At 28.2% G+C, this 22,572-nt stretch carries 14 protein-coding genes and 3 pseudogenes; 5 read left to right on the top strand and 12 right to left on the bottom strand.

What is annotated here, in order from left to right:
- Positions 1–3: 3 nt before the first annotated feature.
- Both N5A56_RS06440 and N5A56_RS06435 read right to left on the bottom strand, forming a co-directional pair.
- A pseudogene (locus tag N5A56_RS06440) lies at positions 4–2,201 on the bottom strand (SulP family inorganic anion transporter).
- A 2-nt stretch (positions 2,202–2,203) separates the two neighbouring features.
- Complete coding sequence (locus tag N5A56_RS06435) at positions 2,204–3,037, bottom strand: universal stress protein (protein ID WP_265724750.1); 834 nt, start codon at positions 3,035–3,037, stop codon at positions 2,204–2,206.
- Between the two features lie 128 nt (positions 3,038–3,165).
- Here N5A56_RS06435 and N5A56_RS06430 point away from each other — a divergent pair, with 128 nt between their 5' ends.
- Complete coding sequence (locus tag N5A56_RS06430; protein ID WP_265724749.1) at positions 3,166–4,980, top strand: cation:proton antiporter; 1,815 nt, start codon at positions 3,166–3,168, stop codon at positions 4,978–4,980.
- 176 nt (positions 4,981–5,156) lie between these two features.
- On the opposite strand, the pseudogene dnaX reads toward N5A56_RS06430, so the two are convergent.
- Positions 5,157–6,682: pseudogene (gene dnaX, locus N5A56_RS06425) on the bottom strand (DNA polymerase III subunit gamma/tau); the annotation flags it as partial.
- Positions 6,683–6,987: 305 nt separating this feature from the next.
- On the opposite strand from dnaX, the gene msrA reads away from it, so the two are divergent.
- The gene (gene msrA, locus N5A56_RS06420; protein ID WP_265724748.1) at positions 6,988–7,638 is read left to right on the top strand and encodes a peptide-methionine (S)-S-oxide reductase MsrA; all 651 of its coding nucleotides are present in this window, start codon (positions 6,988–6,990) and stop codon (positions 7,636–7,638) included.
- A gap of 369 nt (positions 7,639–8,007) precedes the next feature.
- Here msrA and N5A56_RS06415 read toward each other — a convergent pair whose 3' ends face one another.
- The 4 genes from N5A56_RS06415 to fahA form a co-directional block, all read right to left on the bottom strand.
- The gene (locus N5A56_RS06415; RefSeq protein WP_265724747.1) at positions 8,008–8,874 is read right to left on the bottom strand and encodes a YkgJ family cysteine cluster protein; all 867 of its coding nucleotides are present in this window, start codon (positions 8,872–8,874) and stop codon (positions 8,008–8,010) included.
- Between the two features lie 394 nt (positions 8,875–9,268).
- Complete coding sequence (locus tag N5A56_RS06410; protein WP_274270275.1) at positions 9,269–11,107, bottom strand: WG repeat-containing protein; 1,839 nt, start codon at positions 11,105–11,107, stop codon at positions 9,269–9,271.
- 143 nt (positions 11,108–11,250) lie between these two features.
- A complete protein-coding gene (locus tag N5A56_RS06405; protein WP_274270274.1) occupies positions 11,251–12,453 on the bottom strand; it encodes a hypothetical protein in 1,203 nt (400 codons plus the stop codon).
- A gap of 109 nt (positions 12,454–12,562) precedes the next feature.
- Positions 12,563–13,840 (bottom strand): fumarylacetoacetase, encoded by a 1,278-nt coding sequence (gene fahA / locus N5A56_RS06400; protein ID WP_265724745.1) that lies wholly within the window; start codon positions 13,838–13,840, stop codon positions 12,563–12,565.
- Positions 13,841–14,032: 192 nt separating this feature from the next.
- On the opposite strand from fahA, the gene glyA reads away from it, so the two are divergent.
- On the top strand, positions 14,033–15,307 hold the full coding sequence (gene glyA, locus N5A56_RS06395; protein ID WP_265724744.1) for a serine hydroxymethyltransferase: 1,275 nt from the start codon (positions 14,033–14,035) through the stop codon (positions 15,305–15,307).
- A gap of 104 nt (positions 15,308–15,411) precedes the next feature.
- Here the strand turns inward: glyA and N5A56_RS06390 are convergent, their stop codons facing one another.
- Positions 15,412–16,752: a DNA recombination protein RmuC gene (locus N5A56_RS06390; RefSeq protein ID WP_265726099.1), complete on the bottom strand. Its 1,341-nt coding sequence runs from the start codon at positions 16,750–16,752 to the stop codon at positions 15,412–15,414.
- A gap of 44 nt (positions 16,753–16,796) precedes the next feature.
- Between N5A56_RS06390 and N5A56_RS06385 the strand changes: the two genes are divergently transcribed.
- Positions 16,797–17,336 carry a 1-acyl-sn-glycerol-3-phosphate acyltransferase gene (locus N5A56_RS06385; RefSeq protein ID WP_265724743.1) on the top strand — a complete coding sequence of 180 codons (540 nt, stop codon included), beginning with the start codon at positions 16,797–16,799 and terminating at the stop codon, positions 17,334–17,336.
- Between the two features lie 151 nt (positions 17,337–17,487).
- Here the strand turns inward: N5A56_RS06385 and pepT are convergent.
- From pepT to N5A56_RS06370, 3 genes and pseudogenes are all read right to left on the bottom strand, one after another.
- Positions 17,488–18,730 (bottom strand): annotated as a pseudogene (pepT, locus tag N5A56_RS06380) (peptidase T).
- Positions 18,731–18,732: 2 nt separating this feature from the next.
- On the bottom strand, positions 18,733–19,296 hold the full coding sequence (locus N5A56_RS06375; protein WP_265724741.1) for a hypothetical protein: 564 nt from the start codon (positions 19,294–19,296) through the stop codon (positions 18,733–18,735).
- Between the two features lie 27 nt (positions 19,297–19,323).
- Positions 19,324–20,370 (bottom strand): oxidoreductase, encoded by a 1,047-nt coding sequence (locus N5A56_RS06370; protein ID WP_265724740.1) that lies wholly within the window; start codon positions 20,368–20,370, stop codon positions 19,324–19,326.
- 47 nt (positions 20,371–20,417) lie between these two features.
- Between N5A56_RS06370 and N5A56_RS06365 the strand changes: the two genes are divergently transcribed.
- Entirely contained in the window at positions 20,418–21,386 is a 969-nt protein-coding gene (locus tag N5A56_RS06365; protein WP_265724739.1) for a patatin-like phospholipase family protein, read from the top strand.
- On the opposite strand, the gene N5A56_RS06360 is transcribed toward N5A56_RS06365, so the two are convergent.
- Complete coding sequence (locus N5A56_RS06360) at positions 21,381–22,511, bottom strand: S41 family peptidase (RefSeq protein WP_265724738.1); 1,131 nt, start codon at positions 22,509–22,511, stop codon at positions 21,381–21,383. The genes N5A56_RS06365 and N5A56_RS06360 overlap by 6 nt on opposite strands.
- Between the last annotated feature and the right edge of the window lie 61 nt (positions 22,512–22,572).

The following is a 22,572-nucleotide window of genomic DNA, read 5'->3' as shown; positions in this document are numbered from 1 at the left end:
TTATTATATTATTTTTTGTAAACCAATACCAAAATAGGCGAGAGCTTTCATTTCTTTAACACTAGATAATCTTTCGTTTCCAATTATTAAAAGGCCATTTTCTGAAGCTTCAATATGATATTGCTTATTACATTCAAAAAACAAAACTAATTCATCTGTAAAAAAATCTCTAATTTTTTCTTCATTTTTTCCTAAAAGATAAAAACGCTTACTAAAATCTGGATGATTATCTATATTAATATCTTTATACCCTGCCAGTTCCATTATAGATTCAAAAATTCCTTCTTTATCTAAAGTAAAAAAAGGAATGTCTTGTTTAGAATGAATGTGCAACATTGTTGCTTTTACCACTTGTTTTGCTATCATTTCTCCTTCAGAGAACTGAGCGTCAAAAATGGTGCAATCTTCATTAGAAAGCACGTTAGAAACTTTTTTTATTTTTTTGTTTTAAAATAACCAAAAGTTGGTAATTCTTCCATTTCTTGAATTGAAAATGCATCGTATTTCCAATGCATTTCTTGACTAATTTTTTCTATGGATTTCTGTCTTTTTGTTAAAGCTTTGTTTTTTTGATTTTTAGGGCTTATTTGTTTAGGTATAATTTTACGTAATGCAAAAGGATGATCACTTACAGATTTAGAGTCATCTAATCCAATAACTTCAAAATGACCACCTTTTCTAGTAAAAGATTCAGCATAATTATTTAAGTTTTCCATTACAGAATCATCAACAAAATCACACATAGAAAAATCTATAATAGCTTCTTCTGATTCTGGAATCTGGTTTAATTTTGATTTTAATTTTGTATAATTTAAAAAACTAGAAAAATTCTTTACACTAACATAGTATTTACCATCTTCTTTAAACATTAAAACATTTGGTTTTAACATGTTTTTAAAGAATAAACTAGCATTTTTATTAATAATTATATGAATTACAAAAGTGATAAAAATACCTACTAAAATACCTGTAATTAAACTCGTAGCAATTGTTGTTAGTAAAGTAACTAAGAAAATTATTAACTGCTCTTTACCTACTTTAAATACTTTTGCTATATTATCTGGTGAAGCTAATTTATATCCTGTAAAAACTAAAATTGCAGCTAAAGCAGGTAAAGGGATTTTTCTTAATTCTGAAGCAAATAATAAAATAAATAAAACTAAAAATGAAGCGTGAAAAAAGTTGGCAGACCTGTTCGAACCTTTATTATTAACATTTACAGAACTTCTAGCAATTACCGTAACAACATTAAGCCCTCCTAAAAAACCGCTAATTACAGTAGCTAAACCTAAGGCTCTAATATCTTTATTAACGTTAGAACGTCTTTTTAAAGGATCTAGTTTATCAACTGCTTTAATGCTAAGTAAACTTTCTATGCTTGCTATTAAAGTAATACCAATTACTGCATTTATAAAACTTAAATCATAAACTTTACTAAAATCTGGAAATGCAAAATTTGATAAAATATCATTCGGTAAATTAATTAGTAAACTTCTATCGATTGGATAATCTGTAGTAGAAAATAGATCAAAATAATAATACATTCCAACACTTAAAACAACAATCCACATTGGAGCAGGAATTAATTGAAAGTATCTATTTCTAATTTTACTGTAAAAAATCATTATTAACAAACTTACAATTCCTACCAGTCCTGCATAGAACATGCTCGAATTATCTGTTTTTATTAGGTTTATAAGACCTTCAGGAACTTGTATAAGTAGCTCAATAATACTTCCTTTAGCAGAAGTATTACCAAACATAACATGTATTTGTTTTGCAAAAATACCAATTCCAATAGCGGCTAACATACCTTGTATTGCAGAAGATGGAAAGAAATCGCCCAAAGACCCCATTCTAAGAAAACCAAGAATTATCATAATAATTCCAGAAATAACAATAGCTGCTAAGGTATATAAAAAACCTTGCTGCATATCTCCATTTCCAAGGGTAGTAATAGCTGCTAGAATTACCACAACCAATCCGTTTCCTGGACCTGTAATTGTAACGTTAGAGCCTCCAATAATAGAAACAACCGTTCCACCCACAATTGCTGCAATAATTCCAGAAATTGGTGGTGCTCCAGATGCTAGAGCTAAACCTAATCCTAAAGGAAGTGCTATTAATGATACTACGAAACCAGAAAATAAGTTTTGTGGAATTTCTGATAAAAATGTTTTAAATGTACTTTTCTTCTTCATTATTATCTAACAATTAAAACATCGGTTGGTAACTCTGATAAGATGTATTCTATATCATGTGGGAAAATTCGATCCAAAAGACCTAATTTAGAGGGTGCATTCATCACTAATAAGTCTGCTCTTTTTACTTTTGCATAATGACCGATGGAATATCCTCTTTTTCCAAAAATACTCTGTGTTTGTATAGTTAAGCTAGAGCAATCAACATCTTTTAAAAATTTTTTTACACGTCTGTCTTCTCTATTTTTAATTCTTTCTTTGGCAATATTAGCTCTTCTTAAAGATTTATCATCATTAACTTTAACGTGTAATTCTTCTTGTGTAACTTCTTCTACAATGGTTAATTTTTTGCATTTGAGCTTTTTTGTTACAAAGATTGATGTTTTAATTGTTTCTTCAGTTTTTGAGTCTTTTAACCCGTTAACTACTATGTGTTTACAATTGACTCTCTCAATAGAAGGTTTAATTAATAAAAGTACAGAACAAGGTGCTTTTCTAGTTATTTTTCTTGCAATAGAACCAACATAGTATTTTAAAATATTTTCTTGTTGTAATGCTCCTAAAATAAGTAAATCTATATTTTCATTTGTACAAGTCTGTAAAATTACATCTACAGGTTTACCTTCTTGCCAAATTGTTTTTATTGGCTTGTTAAGAGTATCTGCTTCACCTAAAAGCGAATTTAAATCAGCTATTTTTTGATCATTTTTTTCACCAACATGTACGCCAACTAATTCAGCGTTAAACATGTTAGCTAATCTTACAGCTTCAAAAATATTTGGTTTTAGGTTCGGAGAAAAGGCAATACCAATAAGTATTTTGTCTATTTTTTGCAATAGTAATGTCTTTATAATTGGTTATTGGCACAATATAGGAAACTTTGTAAGAAAGAAAAAAAGTATAAATTTAATTTTTAACATGCGTAAACATCCTTAAATTTACAATTAAACGTTTATTATTTTTTATGTTAGAATTAGCAGGAATTATTATTTTAGGAATATTAGCACAATGGGTTGCTTGGAAATTTAAAATTCCAGCAATTTTACCATTAATTTTAATCGGTTTATTAGTAGGTCCAATAGCTGCAGAATATTTAAGTGAAGACGGTACAAAATGGATAGAACCTATCTGGAATGGTACAAAAGGGTTATTTCCAGGTGATGGATTGTATTATTTTGTTTCTTTAGCAATTAGTATAATTCTTTTTGAAGGTGGATTGACTCTTAAAAGAGAAGAGATTAAAAATGTTGGACCTGTTATAACTAAATTAATAACTTTAGGTTCTGCAATTACGTTTTTTGGGGCAGGTATTGTAGCCCACTTTGTTTTTGGTCTTGGTTGGGATTTATCATTGCTTTTCTCGGGTTTAATTATTGTTACTGGTCCAACTGTTATAACTCCTATATTAAGAAATATTCCTTTAAAAAGAGATATCTCTACTGTTTTAAAATGGGAGGGTATTTTAATAGATCCAATTGGAGCTTTAGTAGCAGTATTGGTTTTTGAGTTTATTAGTGTTGGTGGTGGTGGCGGATTTACCAAAACTGCGTTAATGGAATTTGGGAAAATTTTATTATTTGGTACTACCTTCGGTTTTACTTTTGCACATGCATTGGCTTTTTCAATCAACAAAAAATTAATTCCACATTATTTACTAAACGTAGTTTCACTTTCTTCTGTATTACTTGTTTTTGTTTTATCAGAAATTTTTGCACATGAATCTGGTCTTTTAGCGGTTGTGGTTATGGGAATGGTATTAGGAAACGGAAAATTAAAAAACTTAAAAGAATTATTATATTTTAAAGAGTCTTTAAGTGTTTTATTAATTTCGATGTTGTTTATTTTACTATCAGCAAATATTAATATAGAAGATTTAATGTTGTTGTATACATGGAAAACAGCAGTTTTGTTTGCTATTGTTGTTTTTATAATAAGACCATTAGCAGTGTTTTCTAGTACGTATAAATCTAACCTAGAGTTTAAAGAAAAACTATTTATTAGTTGGGTTGGTCCAAGAGGTATTGTTGCAGCTGGTATTGCTTCTTTATTTGGAAGTAAATTATTAAAACAGGGAGTAGAAGGAGCAGAATATATAACTCCTTTAGTTTTTATGATTGTTTTAGGTACAGTACTTTTAAATGCAACAACTGCAAGGTTTTTTGCAAAGTTAATTGGAGTGTTTTTAAAGAGTTCTAATGCCATTTTAATTGTTGGAGCTTCAAACCCTGCAAGATTAATTGCTCAATTCTTAAAAGAAAAAGGAAAGAGAGTAGTATTAATAGATTCTAATAAAAAATATATAGAACAAGCTATAACAGATGGATTAGAGGCTTTTTCTGTAAATATTTATGATGATGATTTAACCGATAATATAGAGTTAAATGATGTTGGTTATTTAATTGCAATGACAGGAAGTGATGAAGTTAATGAGTTTGCTGTAAATAGTTTTTCAAATGAATTTGGAGAACATGGCTCTTATAGGTTAGCTACTTCTAAAGAAGCTGTAAATTATAAACAAGAAGATAAAAACAAGTTTTTTACACCTAAAGATGATTATATAAATTTAAGTGAAGCATTTAGGGATAATCCTAAAATATATGAATTAGAAATAACCTCTGAAGAAGCATATACGAATATGCTTTCTAAATTATTTAACGAATTAAAATCTATTCCTTTGTTTGTTAAAAAAGGGAATAAATTATTTTTAATACCAGAATTTGAAAACAGCAATGAAACGAAAGATAATTGCACAATAATGTACTTAGGTAAAAGTGTTTAAAACTTTATTTAACTTAAATTACAGATCTAATTCAAAAGTTTGGCGTAATTTTTCTAAAAGAGGATTTTTTCTTTTAGTTTATTAAACTTTTCATTAGGAGTGTAGGCAAACTTTTTTTCTATAGTTTCATTTAGAGTTACAATAATATCGATTCCGTAATTATTTAATTTAGAACGTAAGAATTTTAATAAGCCTAATCTACCTTTTTTTATCTGATCTTCCATTAACTTATTAGGAACCGTAAAATGAATTTTAAAATTCTCTCCTAACTTTGGTACATCTGTACCTACAATAGAAGCCATACTTCTTTCCCCTTTTTTAATTAAAAAAGCGACATATTCTTTCCATAGTAGTTGTAACTTCTTCTCATCAAAAGGGTCTTTAGGATGATTATCAAAATTTTCCTCTACTTCAGTCTTTTTTTTGTTTTTTTAAGGTGTATACTTTTTAATGATAGTGAAGAAGTACGTTTATGAGCAGATCTTAATATGGTTTTTTCAAGTTTTGGTTTTTGCTCTTCAGCTTTCTGATGTTTAGGAACCTCTGGTTTTTTCTGAATTGGTTTTGCAATTTCTTTAACTGCAGGAGAAAGTGCTTGGAAAAAAGTAGCAGGAATTATGTAGTTAGCTGACTTTTTTTCTCCATCAAAAGTGATAGAGGCAATCTGCATTAATGTTAATTCCACCAGTAATCGTTGATTTTTACTAGCTCTGTAGTTTAAATCACAATCATTTGCTTTATTAATAGCTTGCATTAAAAACGGAATACTTGTTTTTGTTGCTTGTTCTAAATATTTCTTTTTTGCAACATCGCCAACTTCTAATAAATCTAAAGTTACTTTGTCTTTGGCAACTAATAAATCTCTACAATGACTTGCAAATCCGTTTATAAAATGATGACCTTCAAATCCTTTACCTAAAATGGTGTTAAAAGCATTTAAAACTTCAGGTATTTTGTTTGCTATCACTAAATCTGTCATATTAAAATACGTATCGTAATCTAATACATTCAAATTTTCTGTAACCGCTTCACGTGTTAACGTTTTACCAGAAAAACTTACAACTCTATCAAAAATGGATAAAGCATCTCGCATAGCGCCATCTGCTTTTTGAGCAATAATATGCAATGCATCGTCATCTGCAGTAATGTTTTCTTTTTGGCAAATTACTTTAAGGTAATTTTTAGCATCTAAAACATCAATTCTTTTAAAGTCGAAAATTTGACAACGAGATAAAATAGTTGGTATTATTTTATGCTTTTCTGTTGTTGCTAAAATAAAAATAGCATGTGCAGGCGGCTCTTCTAAAGTCTTTAAAAATGCATTAAAAGCTGCTTGAGATAACATGTGCACCTCATCAATAATATATATTTTGTATTTACCTGTTTGTGGCGGAATACGAACTTGGTCTGTTAAACTTCTAATATCATCTACAGAGTTGTTAGAAGCTGCATCGAGTTCAAAAATATTAAAAGCAAAATCTTCATCTTCTGCAACTTCAATACCTTGTTGGTTAATTTGTTTTGCTAAGATTCTTGCACAAGAAGTTTTACCAACTCCTCTAGGTCCTGTAAATAATAAGGCTTGTGCTAAATGATTGTTTTTTATAGCATTTTCTAACGTATTGGTTATGGCTTGTTGCCCAACTACATCCACAAAATTTTGTGGACGATACTTACGTGCAGAAACTATAAAATGCTCCATTTAATTTTTTAAATTTTGAGTAACAAAAGTAATTATCTAATCGCTTTTGTACAACTTGGTTTCTTAACAAAATGCTAAAGTTGTAAACAAATTGTATGGAGTTCTTATTTGATACGACTATTATAGTAATTCGATTTTTTTAATCGAGTTAAAAGTTCGGGAATTTGTACTAAGAATTAAGTTGGTTTTCTTAGTGCAAATTCTTTTTATATGTTGGTTCTTCTTAAATTTGTTATTACAAAATAATTTTGAGTCAATTTTATGATGAATCAAGATTAAAATTAACCAAAAATATATTTAGAAATATGAAAAATATAAAATCAGTTTTTGCACTAAGCGTAGTTATTCTATTAATTTCTTGCATGAGTTTTTCTAAGAAAGAAGAAATAACTAAAATACCTTTTGTACCTTCTAAAGATACGAAAGTAGCTTATTTTGCTAGTGGTTGTTTTTGGTGTGTAGAAGCTATTTTTGAGAGTGTAAGAGGGGTAGAGGAAGCTATTTCTGGTTATGCAGGTGGTCATACTAAAAACCCAACGTACCAAACTATAGGAACTGGTAGAACTGGGCATTCAGAAACCGTTGCTGTGTATTACAATTCTAAAAAAGTAAGTTTTAAAACCTTAGTAGATGTGTTTTATGGTTCTCATGATCCTACAACTGTAAATGGGCAACATCCAGATTATGGCTCACAGTATAGATCAATTGCTTTTTATAGTAATGATACCGAAAAGAAAATTATAGAAAACGCAATTGCCAAATTAAACAAAGAAGTGTACAATGGTAAAATAGTAACTGAAGTTACAAAACATACAAAGTTTTATGAGGCAGAAGAGTATCATCAAGATTTTGAACGTAGAAACCCAAACCAAGGTTATGTGAAAGCAGTTTCTGTACCGAGATTAAATAAATTTAAAAAGAAGTTTCCTGAACTTTTGAAAAGTGGTGAGCATTAGGTACATAGTTTGCGCTTGAAAATAGTAACTTATTATAATCTTTTATTAAAATAGTATAAGTTCTATTTGTTATTGAAGAATTTTGAATAAAGGAAAAAGTTAGTATTAATAGTAGTGTCTAATAAATTATTAAAACAGAGTTTTACATAAGTAAAATCAGGGTTGCCTTATGATGAAACTCACGTGTCTGTTCTTCTATTTTTATTACATTAAGCACAACTCCTTATATAGTAATTTTTCTACTCATATTAAGAAAATAAAACAAGATATAGTTATTTTCTTGTAACTGAAACAAGTTCATTACGTTTAACTAAGTTAGTTTTTTTGAGTCTAAAAAAAGAGGAAAAACTCTATTTAAGATTATAAAAACTATTCCAAAGCTCCATGGTTTTTTGCTGTTTCAATCCAATGTTCTGCAATACCTTTTGTATCTGCGCCTAAACCTCTAGATAAATGTAATGCAAGCCCCATAATTAAAACACAAGCTTCGTGTAATTCATCAGTAGTTTGGATGTTACCAAATGCTTCTTGTGCCTTTAAAAGTAAAAAATCATTATGTTTTTGAGCAAAAGTTTGTGGGTTTTCAGCTTTATCTATTATTTTAGGTAGCATTAAATAGTCTATCCAAGTTGTACCAATTCTTTCTGCTAATTTTTCTGGTGGTTCGTTGCCCATTATTCTCCAAGTAGCTAATGTTTTTGTGTCTCCAGAAGCTGCTAAACCAGCATCTAATAATAACTCAAAAGCAATATCTGCAATGTTTTGCATCACTATTAAATATTCGTCTTGTGCATTCTCAAAAGAACCTGCTTTTTGTCCATCTAGATATTCGCCAACACTCATTTTAGGTAAATCTAAAACTTCTGCACAATCTATTAAACAAGGAAACGTTTTGCCTTCGTAGATATATGCAGCTTTATTAAATTGTATTTGACGACCTAATGGATATAATCTGCATGCTAAAGGTCTTCCTAAATGTACACTACAACCAAAACCATCTACATATTGGCTGCATGCATTTTGTCCTTTTTTATCTGGTTTTCCGTTAAAAGTTAATCGAATACCACCAAAATCGGTATATAAATCTCTAAATTCTCTAGCTGTAATTTTTTTCTCTTTACTAAAACATAACAATTCCCAAGGGTTTAGCATAACAGCTTTACCAAAACAACAAGATCCAGATCTAGAGCAGGTAAGTGGTAAAATGCTTTCGTCACTTAGTTTTGTAGTTTGCATGTATTTGGGTAAATTATAAATAAAGTTTATGTAAAATAATTATAACGCTAAAAGTGTAATTGAGTTGTAAAGGTATTATTTTTTTAATCTTAAAATTAATTTTACTTTAAAGAGGTGATAATTCTACTTTTTTATATTTATCGTTTTTTTTAATTTTTTATAAAAAATAATATACACTTAAATAAAGAAAAACTAGAAATATCATTTTGAAAATTTTTCAGCAAGATTTTAGATTCAACAGTAAGTTATGTTTCGTATGAATGAACACTGTGAATTAGAAAATTACTTTCTGAAACTATATATTGATATAACTTAATTTATTTTAGAAAGTGCCGTAATTATCAATATAATCTTTGTTTTTTCTTAGGTGTATTTATTTTTTAATTATTACAAATTAATTAATCTTTTGACCTTTAGTGTTAATAAAATACACATTAGGTTTATTGAAATTACCATCATTTACTTGGGCTCTTCCATTTTTAAAAGAGGTACCAGTATAAAATTTAAAAGGTATTATCGTTTTTCCATTAATATTTATATAACCAACTTTTCTACCAAGAAGACTAACTTTAGCTACAACTGCTGTACTTTCTGAAAAATCTCCACATTCGCCATATTTTTCTTTTACAACAACATTACCAATCTCACTAATATAACCACACTTCATAAATGCTCCTTTACTTTTTTTTGTATAAACAGCAAGACCGTTATGGAAAAAACCAAGTCTTTTATATTCTACAGGAATAATTATATCACCTTTATTGTTTATAAAACCATAATTTTCGCCTTTTTTAATCCTATAACCATTTCCAGATTTATTTACAATATCAAAATTACTTTTAAGTAACGTTTCTAATTCACTTACAGATTGTGTTTTACTTAGCTCTTTTATTATTTTTTTAGAATCTTCAATATTATCTTTTTCTTCTTCAATGATTATTTTTCCAGTATCATCAATATTTACATATTTTCTATTAATTAAACCTCCAATATTAACTTTTGCGATACCATTTATAAATTTTGGTTCATTTTCAAAAGTTCCTTTATGTTGTTTTTCTCCATTTCGGTTTACTATAAACCATCTCATTCCTCTTGCTAATTTTTCATTCCCTACAACAGCAAAACCTTTGTTGTTATAAGGTTTTACTCTATCGTAATTTTTCTTATTAATTCTTTTTCCAGTATTATCTATATAATAAGTTTTATCACTTCCTCCACCCATAAAAGAATCATTGGTTGCATATTTTGTAACTTTTGCTAATCCATTTTTAAACGGTGTACCTGTATCAAATTTTTCAGAAATTATAACTTCATTATTCTTATTGATGTATGCAGCTTTGTATTTTCCTTTTCGTAGTAAATTACCTCCTAAAATATATTTTTCATCTCTTATTGTTTTTTTAATAAATGCTAAACCTTCAGAAAATTTTTGCGCCTTATTATATGTAAACGGAATTTTAATATTTCCTTTATTGTCTATGTATCCCCAATTGTTAGTAATTGGATCTTTTACGGCAGCTAAACCTTCAGAAAAACTACTAGCATCGTGATATTTGTTTTCGATTTTCATTTTTCCGTTTGTATCTAGAAAACCGTACCTAGAATTTTTTGAACTATAATAACTAGATTGAACTATAGAAGTGCCATTTCTGTTATTATTTGACTTTTGATTAACTTGTGTTCTAACTTTTAGTAAACCATTGTTAAATTCATCATTATTATTGTAAAACCTATTATTTGAAAAGTAATATTTATCTCCTAAATCTAAAACAACATTACCTATAGAATCTAAAAAAACTTGTTTATTGTTATAACTATATCTCATTAAATTACTGTGAGAGTTCCAGTTATAATCAGTCCTTTTTTCAATATGATTTTTAATAGCCATTATTTTTGCTTTTTCAAAAAACTGAACTCTTTTAAAAGCATTATCATAAGCTTTTTTAATTTTTAAGTTACTAGGAGCAATTTGATTTGCTTTTTTTAAAATAATTGCTTTTTCATAATTATATAAACTTAACTCAGCGAATTTTGCTTTTTCATAAATCCATTCAGCATTTTCAGGCTCTTTTTCTATTGCTAGATCTAAAAAATATTCAGCATTTGGTTTTATAAAATCTATATTACTTTTAGCTTTTCTCTTATAAGTATTGTAATAATTTACACCTGTATAGCTCTTATAACTATTAATTGATTTTTTATTTGGTTCTATACAATCGGCTTTACTTTGCATTGCCGAATATGCATTATTTATAATACAACTATAGTACTTGTATTGCTTTACATAGTATTCTTCATTCTCTGCAGAAATTGCATAAGCTGCTAAATTTTTATATTTATTTTTAACTGGTATTATTTTGTTTTTAAATAAAGTAACTAATTTATTAATCTTTGCTTTTTTTCTGCTTCTAATCTCTTTTGAGCTTCTCTTTTATCTTTTTCAATTTTATTTTTTGTTAAAACAGAAGTCAATAATGTTGCTCCAGTACTAATTGCTAATTCAGTTTCATTTTTAGAACTTCCAATTAATTGAGCTCCTTTTTGAGCAACGTCATTTAAAGATTCATTAGATCTTTTATTATATAGTGAATTTATTGCCCTACTTTTTTCTTTGCTTTCCGAAATAATAGATGATATAGATGTAGATTTAATACTAGTTAAAGAACTAATCTTAGAATTAAAGTTTCTTTCTTTTTCCATGTTTGAAAATATGGTTTCAATTTGATTGGTTAACTTAGTCTGTAAGTCATCAAATCCTTTTTCCATTATTTCCATTTTCCTATTTTGCCCTTCAATAAATTTATTTGCGGTATCTAAGTTTTCTTTCTCTCTTTTTCTCTTTCTATCACTTGCTTCTTTAGCTAATCGTTGTTTCTTTTGATAAATTGTTTCTCTAGGTGTATTTTTAAAAGAATTCTTATTATTAGTAGCTAATACTTCAGTTACTTTACTATTTGAAGTAGATTTATTTTCTAATCTTTTTTTAGTAACTTCATTTTTTTGCTTCTTCTTTTTATTTGCTTTCTCTTTTTCTAACGCTCTAATTTTGGTGTCCATTTTAAATTTTATGTCCCAAAATTTATTTAAAGCAATATTAGAAAGTTTAATATTAGTAGCTTTTGGTGTTACATCATTATAGGTTACTTCTTTTCCAAAAGAAGAAAATATTTGCTGTGTAAAATTCTTAGTAAAATCAAAAGTATCTAAACCTCCATCACTAACAGCAGATTCATTAAAGTTTGTAGAAATATTTATACTTCCTTTTTTTATAAATACACTTCCATTTACATTAGCCTGTAATTTAGCCTTTATGGGGAAACTTAATTCATTTAAAATTTCTGTTGCTTTATATCCTTTAAAGGTTATTTCTGTAATTGTTGTATTTACAAAACCCATTTTAAGTGCAGTTGGGCTTTCTCCATAACCAGCATCTACTAATTGATATTTAAAAGTTGTAGAGTAGTTGCAGCTTACATTATTATTAATATAAACTGAATTAATTGATTTTGACTGTATTCTTCCTTGTCCAAAACTTATTAAACTTAAAAAAAGGAATAGAAACGGGATTGTATTTTTCATCTTATAAAAGTAATTTTTTATAACATAAAAGTCAATAACTAATTTTGGGTATTTCTTTTAACAAAAAAAGCTCCACAATTTGTGAAGCTTTGTATTTTGTATAAATAAATTATTTTGCTGGTAAAACTTTACCAACGCACTCACCAAAACCAATACGAATTTTATCATTTTTACAATGTGCACGCATAATTACAGTATCGTTATCATTAATAAATTTACGTTCTGTACCATCTTTTAATTTAATTGGATTTTGACCTCTCCAAGTTAATTCTAGCATAGAACCATAACTATCTTTTGTAGGCCCAGAAATTGTACCAGAACCCATCATATCTCCAGCTTCAACCGGACAACCATTTACAGTATGATGTGCTAATTGTTGAGCCATAGTCCAATACATATATTTAAAGTTAGAATTTGCTACAACAGTTTCTTCTCCGTTTTCTGGCTGAATTCCAACTTGTAAATGAATATCATAACTTCCTTTTCCTTCTTGTTTTAAATAAGGTGAAGGTTCGTGAACTTGTTTTGGGTTATCTACTCTAAAAGGTTCTAAAGCATCTAAAGTAACAATCCAAGGAGAAATAGTAGAAGCAAAATTTTTACCTAAGAAAGGGCCTAAAGGCACATATTCCCAAGCTTGAATATCTCTAGCCGACCAATCGTTAAATTGTACTAATCCAAAAATATACTCTTCTGTTTCTTCAATAGGTATTCTATCGCCTAAAACATTAGCATCTGTTGTAATAAATGCCATTTCTAATTCAAAATCTAATAACTTACTTGGTCCAAATCCTGGAGTATTACTACCTTCAACAGGTCTTGTTTGTCCATAAGGTCTTCTAATTGGTGTGCCAGAAGGTATTATTGATGAACTTCTACCATGGTAACCAATAGGTATATGCAACCAATTTGGTAACAATGCATTTTCTGGATCTCTAAATAAAGATCCTACATTTGTAGCATGCTCTTTACTTGCATAAAAATCTGTATAATCACCAACAGAAACTGGTAGTAGCATTTCTACTTCTTCCATTCTAAAGATAATTTTATCTTTATGGTTTGCATTATCTCTTAAAGATCCGTTTGTTACATCAAAAACTTCAGCAATTCTATTTCTAACTAATCGCCAAGTTTTACGACCATCAGCTATAAAATCATTTAAATTATCTTGTAAAAAAATATCATCTGTTAAAGGGATACCTTCAAAATAACCTAATTGATGGAAAGCGCCTAAATCTATAGCAAAATCACCGATTCTACTACCAATTGTAATAATATCATCTCTAGTGATAAAAACACCAAAAGGAATGTTTTGTATAGGAAAGTCTGAATCTTCATTAACTTTTAACCAAGATTTTCTATTAGGATTATTTGCTGTTATAATCATTTTATAATTTTATATTTCTTCAAACGTACATAATTTTTTGCCACTTTTCAACAAAAAATCAATGAAAAATTCAATTTTAACACCACTTTTTTTAATACTATAAAATTCTAAAAAAGTTATTAACTTTTATAAAAACGAGAATATAGATAATTGTTTTTCGTTACTTTTGAACCTTGTTTTAAAATAATAACTATGCAATTAGATAATCAAATTTTTGACCTTATACAGGAAGAAAACGAAAGACAATTAAACGGATTAGAATTAATAGCTTCAGAAAACTTTGTAAGTGATCAAGTTATGAGAGCTCAAGGTTCTGTTTTAACCAATAAATATGCTGAAGGATATCCTGGGAAAAGATATTATGGAGGTTGTGAAGTTGTAGATATTATTGAGCAAATAGCAATTGATAGAGCAAAAGAATTATTTGGTGCAGAATATGTAAATGTTCAACCACACTCTGGTTCTCAGGCAAACACAGCTGTTTATGCAGCTTGTTTAAATCCTGGAGATACAGTTTTAGGTTTTGATTTATCTCATGGGGGTCATTTAACTCATGGTTCTCCTGTAAATTTTTCTGGTAAATTATACAATCCAGTTTTCTATGGTGTTGTAAAGGAAACTGGGAGAATAGACTATAACCATTTAGAGCAACAAGCTAAGGAACACAAACCTAAGTTAATTATTGCTGGTGCTTCTGCATATTCTAGAGATATAGATTTTAAAAAATTTAGGGAAATTGCTGATAGTGTTGGTGCAATTTTAATGGCAGATATTTCTCATCCTGCAGGTTTAATTGCTAAAGGTATTTTAAACGATCCTTTACCACATTGTCATATAGTTACTACTACAACTCACAAAACGTTGCGTGGACCAAGAGGAGGAATGATTATGATTGGTAAAGATTTCGAAAATCCGTTTGGATTGAAATTAAAATCAGGGAAATTAAAGAAAATGTCTACGTTAATTAACTCGGCAGTTTTTCCTGGAAATCAAGGTGGACCATTAGAACATGTTATTGCTGCAAAAGCTATTGCATTTGGAGAAGCATTAACAGATGAGTTTTTAGAGTATCAAATACAAGTAAAAGAAAATGCTGCTGCAATGGCAAAAGAATTTGTTACTAAAGGATATGATATTATTTCTGGAGGTACAGATAACCACTGTATGTTAATAGATTTACGTAACAAAAACATTTCTGGAAAAGATGCTGAAATAGCGCTTGGTAAGGCAGATATTACTGTAAACAAAAACATGGTGCCTTTTGATGATAAAAGCCCGTTTATAACTTCTGGTATTCGTGTAGGAACTGCTGCAGTTACAACTCGTGGTTTAAAAGAAGAAGATATGGTTGCTGTTGTTAATTTTATTGATGAAGCTATTACAAACGCAGCTAATGAAACTGCTTTAGAATCAATTGGAGAAAGAGTTTCTGATATGATGAGTTCTAAAAGATTATTTGTAATGTAAGGAAAATAATTCCGCATAAATAAAATAAAAAAGCATCAAGTTTATTCTTGATGCTTTTTTAGTAAAAAAATTACTATGTAAATTTTAAATAAATAAAATATAGTTTAATCCTCTTTTGCTCTATCAATAATATTTTGTGGAATTTCTTTTTTTGCTTTGGCTCCCATTTTCTTTAGCTTTTCTACAGAAGTTATTAAATTACCTCTTCCTTCAAAAAGTTTGTTCATAGCGTTGGAATATTCTTTTTTACTGTCATCAATTCGTTTTCCTATACTCGTCAAATCACTTAATAATCCTTGAAATTTATCATATAAAGCACCAGCTTGTCTTGCAATTTCTACAGCATTTTTCTGTTGTTTTTCGTTATTCCACATAGAATCGATAGTTCGTAAAGTTGCTAAAAGAGTAGAAGGGGTTACAATAACAATATTTTTTTCAAAAGCTTTATTGTATAAATGATTGTCAGAATTTATTGCAACTGCAAAAGCGGGTTCTATAGGTACAAATAGTAGCACAAAGTCTGGGGATTCAATTTTATAAATATCTTCATATTTTTTTTCTGATAATTGCTCAACATGCCTTTTTAAAGAGTTAACATGTTCTTTTAGAAATTGCTCTTTTAAAGTTTCATTATCTTCATTAACAAATTGTTCGTATGCAGTTAAAGAAACTTTAGAATCTACAATCATTTTCTTATTATCTGGCAAATGAATAACAACATCTGGTAGAATTTTTTTGCCATTTTCATTGGTAAAGCTTTGCTGTATGTAGTATTCTCTATCTTTCTCTAAACCAGACTTTTCTAAAACACGTTCTAAAACTAATTCCCCCCAATTTCCTTGTGTTTTGCTATCGCCTTTTAAAGCTTTTGTAAGATTAACCGTTTCTTTACTCATTTGTAAATTCATCTCTTTTAACCCTAAAATTTGCTGTCGTAAAGCGGCATGATAATCGATACTTTCTTTATGTGTTCTATCTACTTTATCTTCAAAAACTTTAATTTTTTCTTGAAGCGGATTCAATATGATCTTTAGATTTTCTTTATTTTGAATAGTGAATTTATTAGATTTTTCTTCTAAAATCTTATTTGCTAAAACTTCAAAATTATTGGTAAACTTTTCTTGTAGTTTTTCAATTTCACTTTTATTAGTTACTAGTTTCTCTGTAGCGTTTTTAAATTCTATTTCTAAGCGAGTTTTATCTGAAATTAAGTATTCTTTTTCTTTTTGAATGTGTCTTAATTCACCTTGTAAATCGTATATTGTAATTTCTGTACTTTTTAGTATTTCATTAAGCTTGGAAACTTCAAATTTTAATACTGATTTCTCTTTTTCTAGGTTTACTTTTTCTTTTTCGAAGTTTAATTTTGTTAAAATTCTACCAATAAAAAGCCCTACAAAGCTAAAAATCAGTGCAATTATGAAGTAAATAATTAAATCGTTCATCATATCAAATTAAGTCCTTAAATTTATCGTTTTTAAAACAGAAGATGAAAGGAATTGCAAGATTTATATTATATACAATTTTAGGATGGAAAATGGAAAATGATTTTCCTAAAGAACATAAAAAATATGTTGTTATAGCTGCTCCACATACAAGTTGGCAAGATTTTCCGATTGCAATTCTAGCAAGAATGTCTTCTGGAACTATGGTTAATTTTATTGGAAAAAACTCTTTATTTAAAGGACCTTTTGGTTTTTTCTTTAGAGGGTTAGGAGGTACGCCAGTAGATAGAACAAAAAACAACAATTTAGTAGATGCAATTGTAGATATTTTTAACTCAAAAGAAGAATTTAAATTAGGTTTATCTCCAGAAGGAACACGTAAAAAAGTAGAAAAATGGAAAACCGGATTTTATTATATTGCAAAAGGAGCTAATGTTCCGATAGTTATGGCAACATTAGATTTTGAAAATAAAATAATAAAAATTTCTAAACCTTATTTTACGACAGATGATAAAGAAAAAGATTTTAAATTTTTCTATGCATACTATGAAAATATAAAAGGGAAAAACCCTCATTTATCTTAAAGAAAAACACCTAAAGAGTTATTGTTGCTTTCTTTAATTAAATATTTTAATTAAAATTGCACCATATTGCTTTTTGATTTAGAATGTAGGGATTTTATTTAAAAAAGTTTTAATATAATTATTTACTCCAGGATTTTATTCCTGGAGTTTTTTATTTATATTTTTTTGAAACTTTATTAGCTATACCTACAATTACCTCAGTTGCTTTTATCATAGATTCTATTGGAACGTATTCAAACCGACCATGAAAATTATGACCACCGGCAAAAATATTTGGACATGGTAAACCTTTAAAAGAAAGTTGAGATCCATCTGTTCCACCTCTAATAGGTTTAATTAAAGGAGTAATACCAATTTCTTTCATAACTTCTTCAACAATATCAACAATATGCATAACCGGTGTAACTTTTTCTTTCATATTAAAATATTGATTTTTTATTTCAACTTTAATTAGTTCTTGCTCTAAACGTTCATTAAAATCAAATGCAATTTTTTGCATTAAATATTTTCGCTTTTCAAACAAATCTAAATCATGATCTCTAATAATATATTCTAAAGTTGTTTCTTCAACATTTCCATTCATATCATGTAAATGAAAGAAACCTTCGTATCCAGAAGTCTTTTCGGGTACTTCTTCTGCAGGAACAGCAGATAAAAATTCATTAGCAATTAGCATAGAATTTATCATTTTGCCTTTCGCATAACCTGGATGCACAATTTTACCAGTAATTGTAATTTTAGCACTTGCTGCATTAAAATTTTCGTATTCTAATTCTCCAATTTGACTTCCATCCATTGTGTAAGCCCATTTGGCTCCAAATTTCTCTACATCAAATAAATGAGCTCCTTTACCAACTTCTTCATCTGGTGTAAAACAAATTCTAATTTTACCATGTTTAATTTCTGGATTGTTAATTAGATATTCCATTGCGGTTACTATTTCTGTAACACCAGCTTTATCATCTGCGCCTAAAAGTGTTGTACCGTCTGTTGTTATAATAGTTTGCCCCTTGTATTGTAATAAATCTTCAAAGTAATTTGGAGATAAAACAATGTTTTTTTCTTTATTTAATACAATATCTTTTCCGTTATAGTTTTCTATAATTTGAGGTTTTACATCTTTTCCTGTAAAATCTGGACTTGTGTTCTATATGTGCTACAAAACCAATTGTTGGTACTTCGTAGTCTAAATTACTAGGTAAAGTAGCCATTATATAACAATTATTGTCTAATTCTACATCTTGTAAACCAATTTCAATTAATTCTTTTTCTAGAATTTTTGCCAAATTCCATTGTTTTTCTGTGCTTGGAAAATCAGGGTTATTAGGATCAGATTCTGTGTCTATTGTTACGTATTTTATAAAACGATTTGTAATATGTTGTTTGTTAATCATTTTTACTGATGTATTTTAATGTTTTCAATTAATTGTATTGCACTGCATACTCTTTGATTTACAAGTGAATTTCCATAAATTTCTATTTTAGCAAAAATAAAATTCTCTTTATTTATTTTTATAAAAATATGATAAGTTTGATAGTTCAACTTGCTTTTTTTGCCCTTATAATGAATGTAAATTGAAGGCTGTTTTAAAAACGTAATTTCTTTATGTTTTATTCTAATTAATTTTTTTAATAAATTTTCTTGCTCTTGTTTTAATAAAAAATCATCGTTAAAATTTATTTTATTTTTAATAAAAGTAATATCTAATAATGTCGTTTCTGTTAATTCCTTAATAGTGTCTGCAGCAAAAATAGACGATTGTGATTTATCTTGATATAAATTAATTTTCCAATTTTTTGGAAGATGAATACTAAATAGTTCTTTAACATCAGTTACTTTTTCAAGGTTTTTAAGTTTTGAAGAAGAACAATTGAACTCACTACTAATTTCTGATCTATTATTACAAGAAAAGAGTAGTAGAGAGCCTAATAAAAAGATGGTATAGAAAACTTTAAACATCAATTTCACAGTTAAGATATTTATAAGTTAATTTGTTAAAATGAGTTTTCCTATTTTTTTATTTCCGCTTAACCAAGCAGTATTTCTATCTACAAACTCAATAGCATAATATTTATCTTTAGAAACTTCTTTCCAAGATTTACCACTATCATTAGAGTATGAAATACCAGTTATTCCAACAGCAAAAATTTCTTTTCCTTGTGTATTTGGTACATATTGAACGCAACTTTTATAACTTGGGTTTTGGTTATTAGAAACTAAAGACCAAGTTTTTCCTCCATCTATTGTAATTGCTTTATTCGCTTTGTTTTCTTTTGGTTTAGAATAATCTCCACCAATTACAATGCCCATGTTTTTATCAAAAAAATCAATTGAGTAAATTCCTTGTGGACCATCACCTTGAATAACTGGAGTATTAAATGTTTGCCATGTTTTGCCGTAATCATTAGACTTTAAAATTCTTGCTTTATTACCTCCAGAAGCAATCCAAACTGTACTACCTATTGTTTTAATGTTTGTATTACTTGCAGCAAAAAAAGCTTCACCATCATCGAATTTTGGCAATGAAGAACATTCGATTTTTCCCCAAGAATTGCCTCCATCAAATGTTACAATTATAGATGGGCAATCTTCGGTTGGGTCACCAACAGCTATACCATGAAGCCCATCATCAAAAAACTTAATAGCATCATAAAATACTTTTTCATTTTCTTCTTTATAAACTAGCTCGGTGTTATTGTTAGATAATTTATATAACAATGCTGGATGAGCAATTGAAAGCGCAAAAAAATCATTACCATTTTTTGTTAAACTTCTAAAATGTGGTATTATAGTGTCTTGATGTTTTATGTATTCTGTACTCCAAGATTTTCCACCATCTTTAGTATAACCATAATCACCTTTTGAACCTGCATAATACACTGTATTTTTATCAACAGAAACAATTGTTCTAATACTAGATTTATCTTTTTTAAATTTTATTACATCAACAGATTCTATGTTTCTAGGTTTGTATTCATTATTACAAGACGTAATAAGAAGATAAGCAAAAATTAGTACTGATATTCTTTTCATTTTTTCATATTTTTATGCGACTAAATTAAACAAATCATTTATAGATAATGAAAAAAGCGTTAGTAATTTCTGGAGGTGGTAGTAAAGGTGCATTTGCTGGTGGTGTTGCACAGTACTTAATGAAGAAAGAAAATAGAGATTATGATTTATTTGTTGGTACTTCTACGGGTAGTTTAATGGTTTCACATTTAGCTTTAGGAATGTTAGATGAGTTAAAAGTTTTATACACAAACGTAAATCAAGATACTATTTTTAGTAATAATCCTTTTAATATTAAAAAAGTTGCTGGCGAAAAAGTAATAAGTATTAGTCATTTTAATACTCTTTGGAATTTAATTTTAGGAAGAAAAACTTTTGGAGAAAGTAAAAATTTAAAAAGTTTAATTAAAAATAATGTTACCAAAGAAATGTATAATAAAATTAGAGAAAACAATAAGGAGGTTGTTGTAACTGTATCTAATTTAACGGCTAATCAAATTGAGTACAAATCTAGTAATGATTGTACATATGAAGATTTTACAGATTGGATTTGGGGTTCTTGTAATTATATTCCTTTTATGAGTTTGTTAGAAAAAGACCATTGCCAATACGCAGATGGTGGTTTCGGTTCTTTAGTGCCAATTAGAGAAGCAATTTTAAGAGGAGCAACAGAAATTGATGCAATAATTTTAGAAACAGAAGTTTCACAAATAAATAAAGTACCTTCTAAAAACCCTTTTTCGTTGTTATTTACTGTTTTTGATTTTATGCTAACTCATGTAGAAAGACATAATATTACTATCGGTAAATTGGCAGCTAACAATAAAAACGTTAAGCTAAATTTATATTATACTCCAACAGTATTGACTACAAATTCTTTGGTTTTCGACCAAAAGTTAATGCGTAAATGGTGGAAATCTGGTTTTAGATATGCAAAATCTAAAAGAGAAGAATTAATGAGTGAGTTTAGACCAGACGTTTTAACTGATAAAGAAATTGAAGAGGGTATTGAAGATGTAGAAAAATTAAACTTATAATTTTTTCTTTAAATCTACAAACATATTATCTTTAATTGGCTTCGCTAAATTGGAATTGTAAAATTCATTTAATAATTTATTTTTAAATGTTTTACGGTTGGTTTTTGATCCTGTTGATATATAAATTAAAGTTCTGTCTAGTAATGGGTCTGAGCGCTCTCCTAAAATACCTAAATTATTATAATCTTCACTTAACTCAATGCCTGGTAAAGTGGTGCCTGGTAAAAAACCATTTGGTTGATTTTCATTATCATTATTAAAAATTTCAAAAACTAAAGGCTGTAATGCAAACGTATGATTTTGGTTTAAATTTATACCGTTTCTTCTGTAATTATCTGAATCATATAGCGTAATAGAACCAACTTGCTTTCCAGTTGTTCTTGTGCCAATTAAATGTACATTTATATAAGAACTTAAAGAATTTATAACTAATTCAGATGCAGAAGCGGTGCTTTTAGTTACTATAAAATAAACTCGATTTAAACTTAAACTATGTATAGCTTCGTTTAAAATAATATTGCCATTACTATTAGTATTTAAAAGTTGATTTGTGAAATTATTAATAAAAGAAGTAGGGTTAAAGGCAGCTTTTACCTTCTCATTCCAAGATTCTTTAGAGAATAACTCGTTATAAAATTGTCCGGTTACCATGCTTCCTAAATAAGTAGCAGATTTAACAGAACCGCCGCTATTGTATCTTAAATCTATGATTAAATCATTGATGTTTTCTGATTTAAAACCCGCGAAAGCTTCATTTAATTCACCATCAAAAGTAGATGAAAACTGATTGTACATTAAATAACCAATTTTTTGACTACCATCTGTAATAACTTTAGAAATGGCAACAGGGTTTTCTTGAATTTCTGTTTTTACTAAAGTTTCGCTGTTTCTGTTAGTTATTGGATCTCCATTATTGTAGTTAGCAAAACCAATAGTATATGTAGTGTTATTGCTAAATAATAAATTGATATAATTATTGGTATTTAGTTGAGTGCCATCAACAGTATTAAAAAGTTGACCTCTTTTAATTCCTTTAATGGCAGCATCTGAGTTTGGAACTATATATCTTACATAACCAAAAACATTTCCAGAATTATCTGCATTTTCAACTAACCCAAACTCCATTCCATTATTAAGAGTAATACCTTGTTTTGAGTTTTCTAAAGCTATATAATCATCAAAAATT

Source organism: Polaribacter ponticola (assembly GCF_026191475.2).
Classification (GTDB): Bacteria; Bacteroidota; Bacteroidia; order Flavobacteriales; family Flavobacteriaceae; genus Polaribacter; species Polaribacter ponticola.
Note: the sequence above shows the minus strand (reverse complement) of the source record. Positions and strands in the feature narration are given on the sequence as shown.

Coding starts and splice junctions, on each gene's coding strand:
- N5A56_RS06365 (WP_265724739.1), top strand. CDS start 20,418: ATGAAAAAAGCGTTAGTAATTTCTGGAGGTGGTAGTAAAGGTGCATTT.
- N5A56_RS06385 (WP_265724743.1), top strand. CDS start 16,797: ATGAAAGGAATTGCAAGATTTATATTATATACAATTTTAGGATGGAAA.
- msrA (WP_265724748.1), top strand. CDS start 6,988: ATGAAAAATATAAAATCAGTTTTTGCACTAAGCGTAGTTATTCTATTA.
- N5A56_RS06405 (WP_274270274.1), bottom strand. CDS start 12,453: ATGAAAAATACAATCCCGTTTCTATTCCTTTTTTTAAGTTTAATAAGT.
- N5A56_RS06430 (WP_265724749.1), top strand. CDS start 3,166: ATGTTAGAATTAGCAGGAATTATTATTTTAGGAATATTAGCACAATGG.
- fahA (WP_265724745.1), bottom strand. CDS start 13,840: ATGATTATAACAGCAAATAATCCTAATAGAAAATCTTGGTTAAAAGTT.
- N5A56_RS06375 (WP_265724741.1), bottom strand. CDS start 19,296: ATGTTTAAAGTTTTCTATACCATCTTTTTATTAGGCTCTCTACTACTC.
- N5A56_RS06410 (WP_274270275.1), bottom strand. CDS start 11,107: ATGCAAAGTAAAGCCGATTGTATAGAACCAAATAAAAAATCAATTAAT.
- glyA (WP_265724744.1), top strand. CDS start 14,033: ATGCAATTAGATAATCAAATTTTTGACCTTATACAGGAAGAAAACGAA.
- N5A56_RS06415 (WP_265724747.1), bottom strand. CDS start 8,874: ATGCAAACTACAAAACTAAGTGACGAAAGCATTTTACCACTTACCTGC.
- N5A56_RS06370 (WP_265724740.1), bottom strand. CDS start 20,370: ATGAAAAGAATATCAGTACTAATTTTTGCTTATCTTCTTATTACGTCT.
- N5A56_RS06390 (WP_265726099.1), bottom strand. CDS start 16,752: ATGAACGATTTAATTATTTACTTCATAATTGCACTGATTTTTAGCTTT.
- N5A56_RS06360 (WP_265724738.1), bottom strand. CDS start 22,511: ATGGAGTTTGGGTTAGTTGAAAATGCAGATAATTCTGGAAATGTTTTT.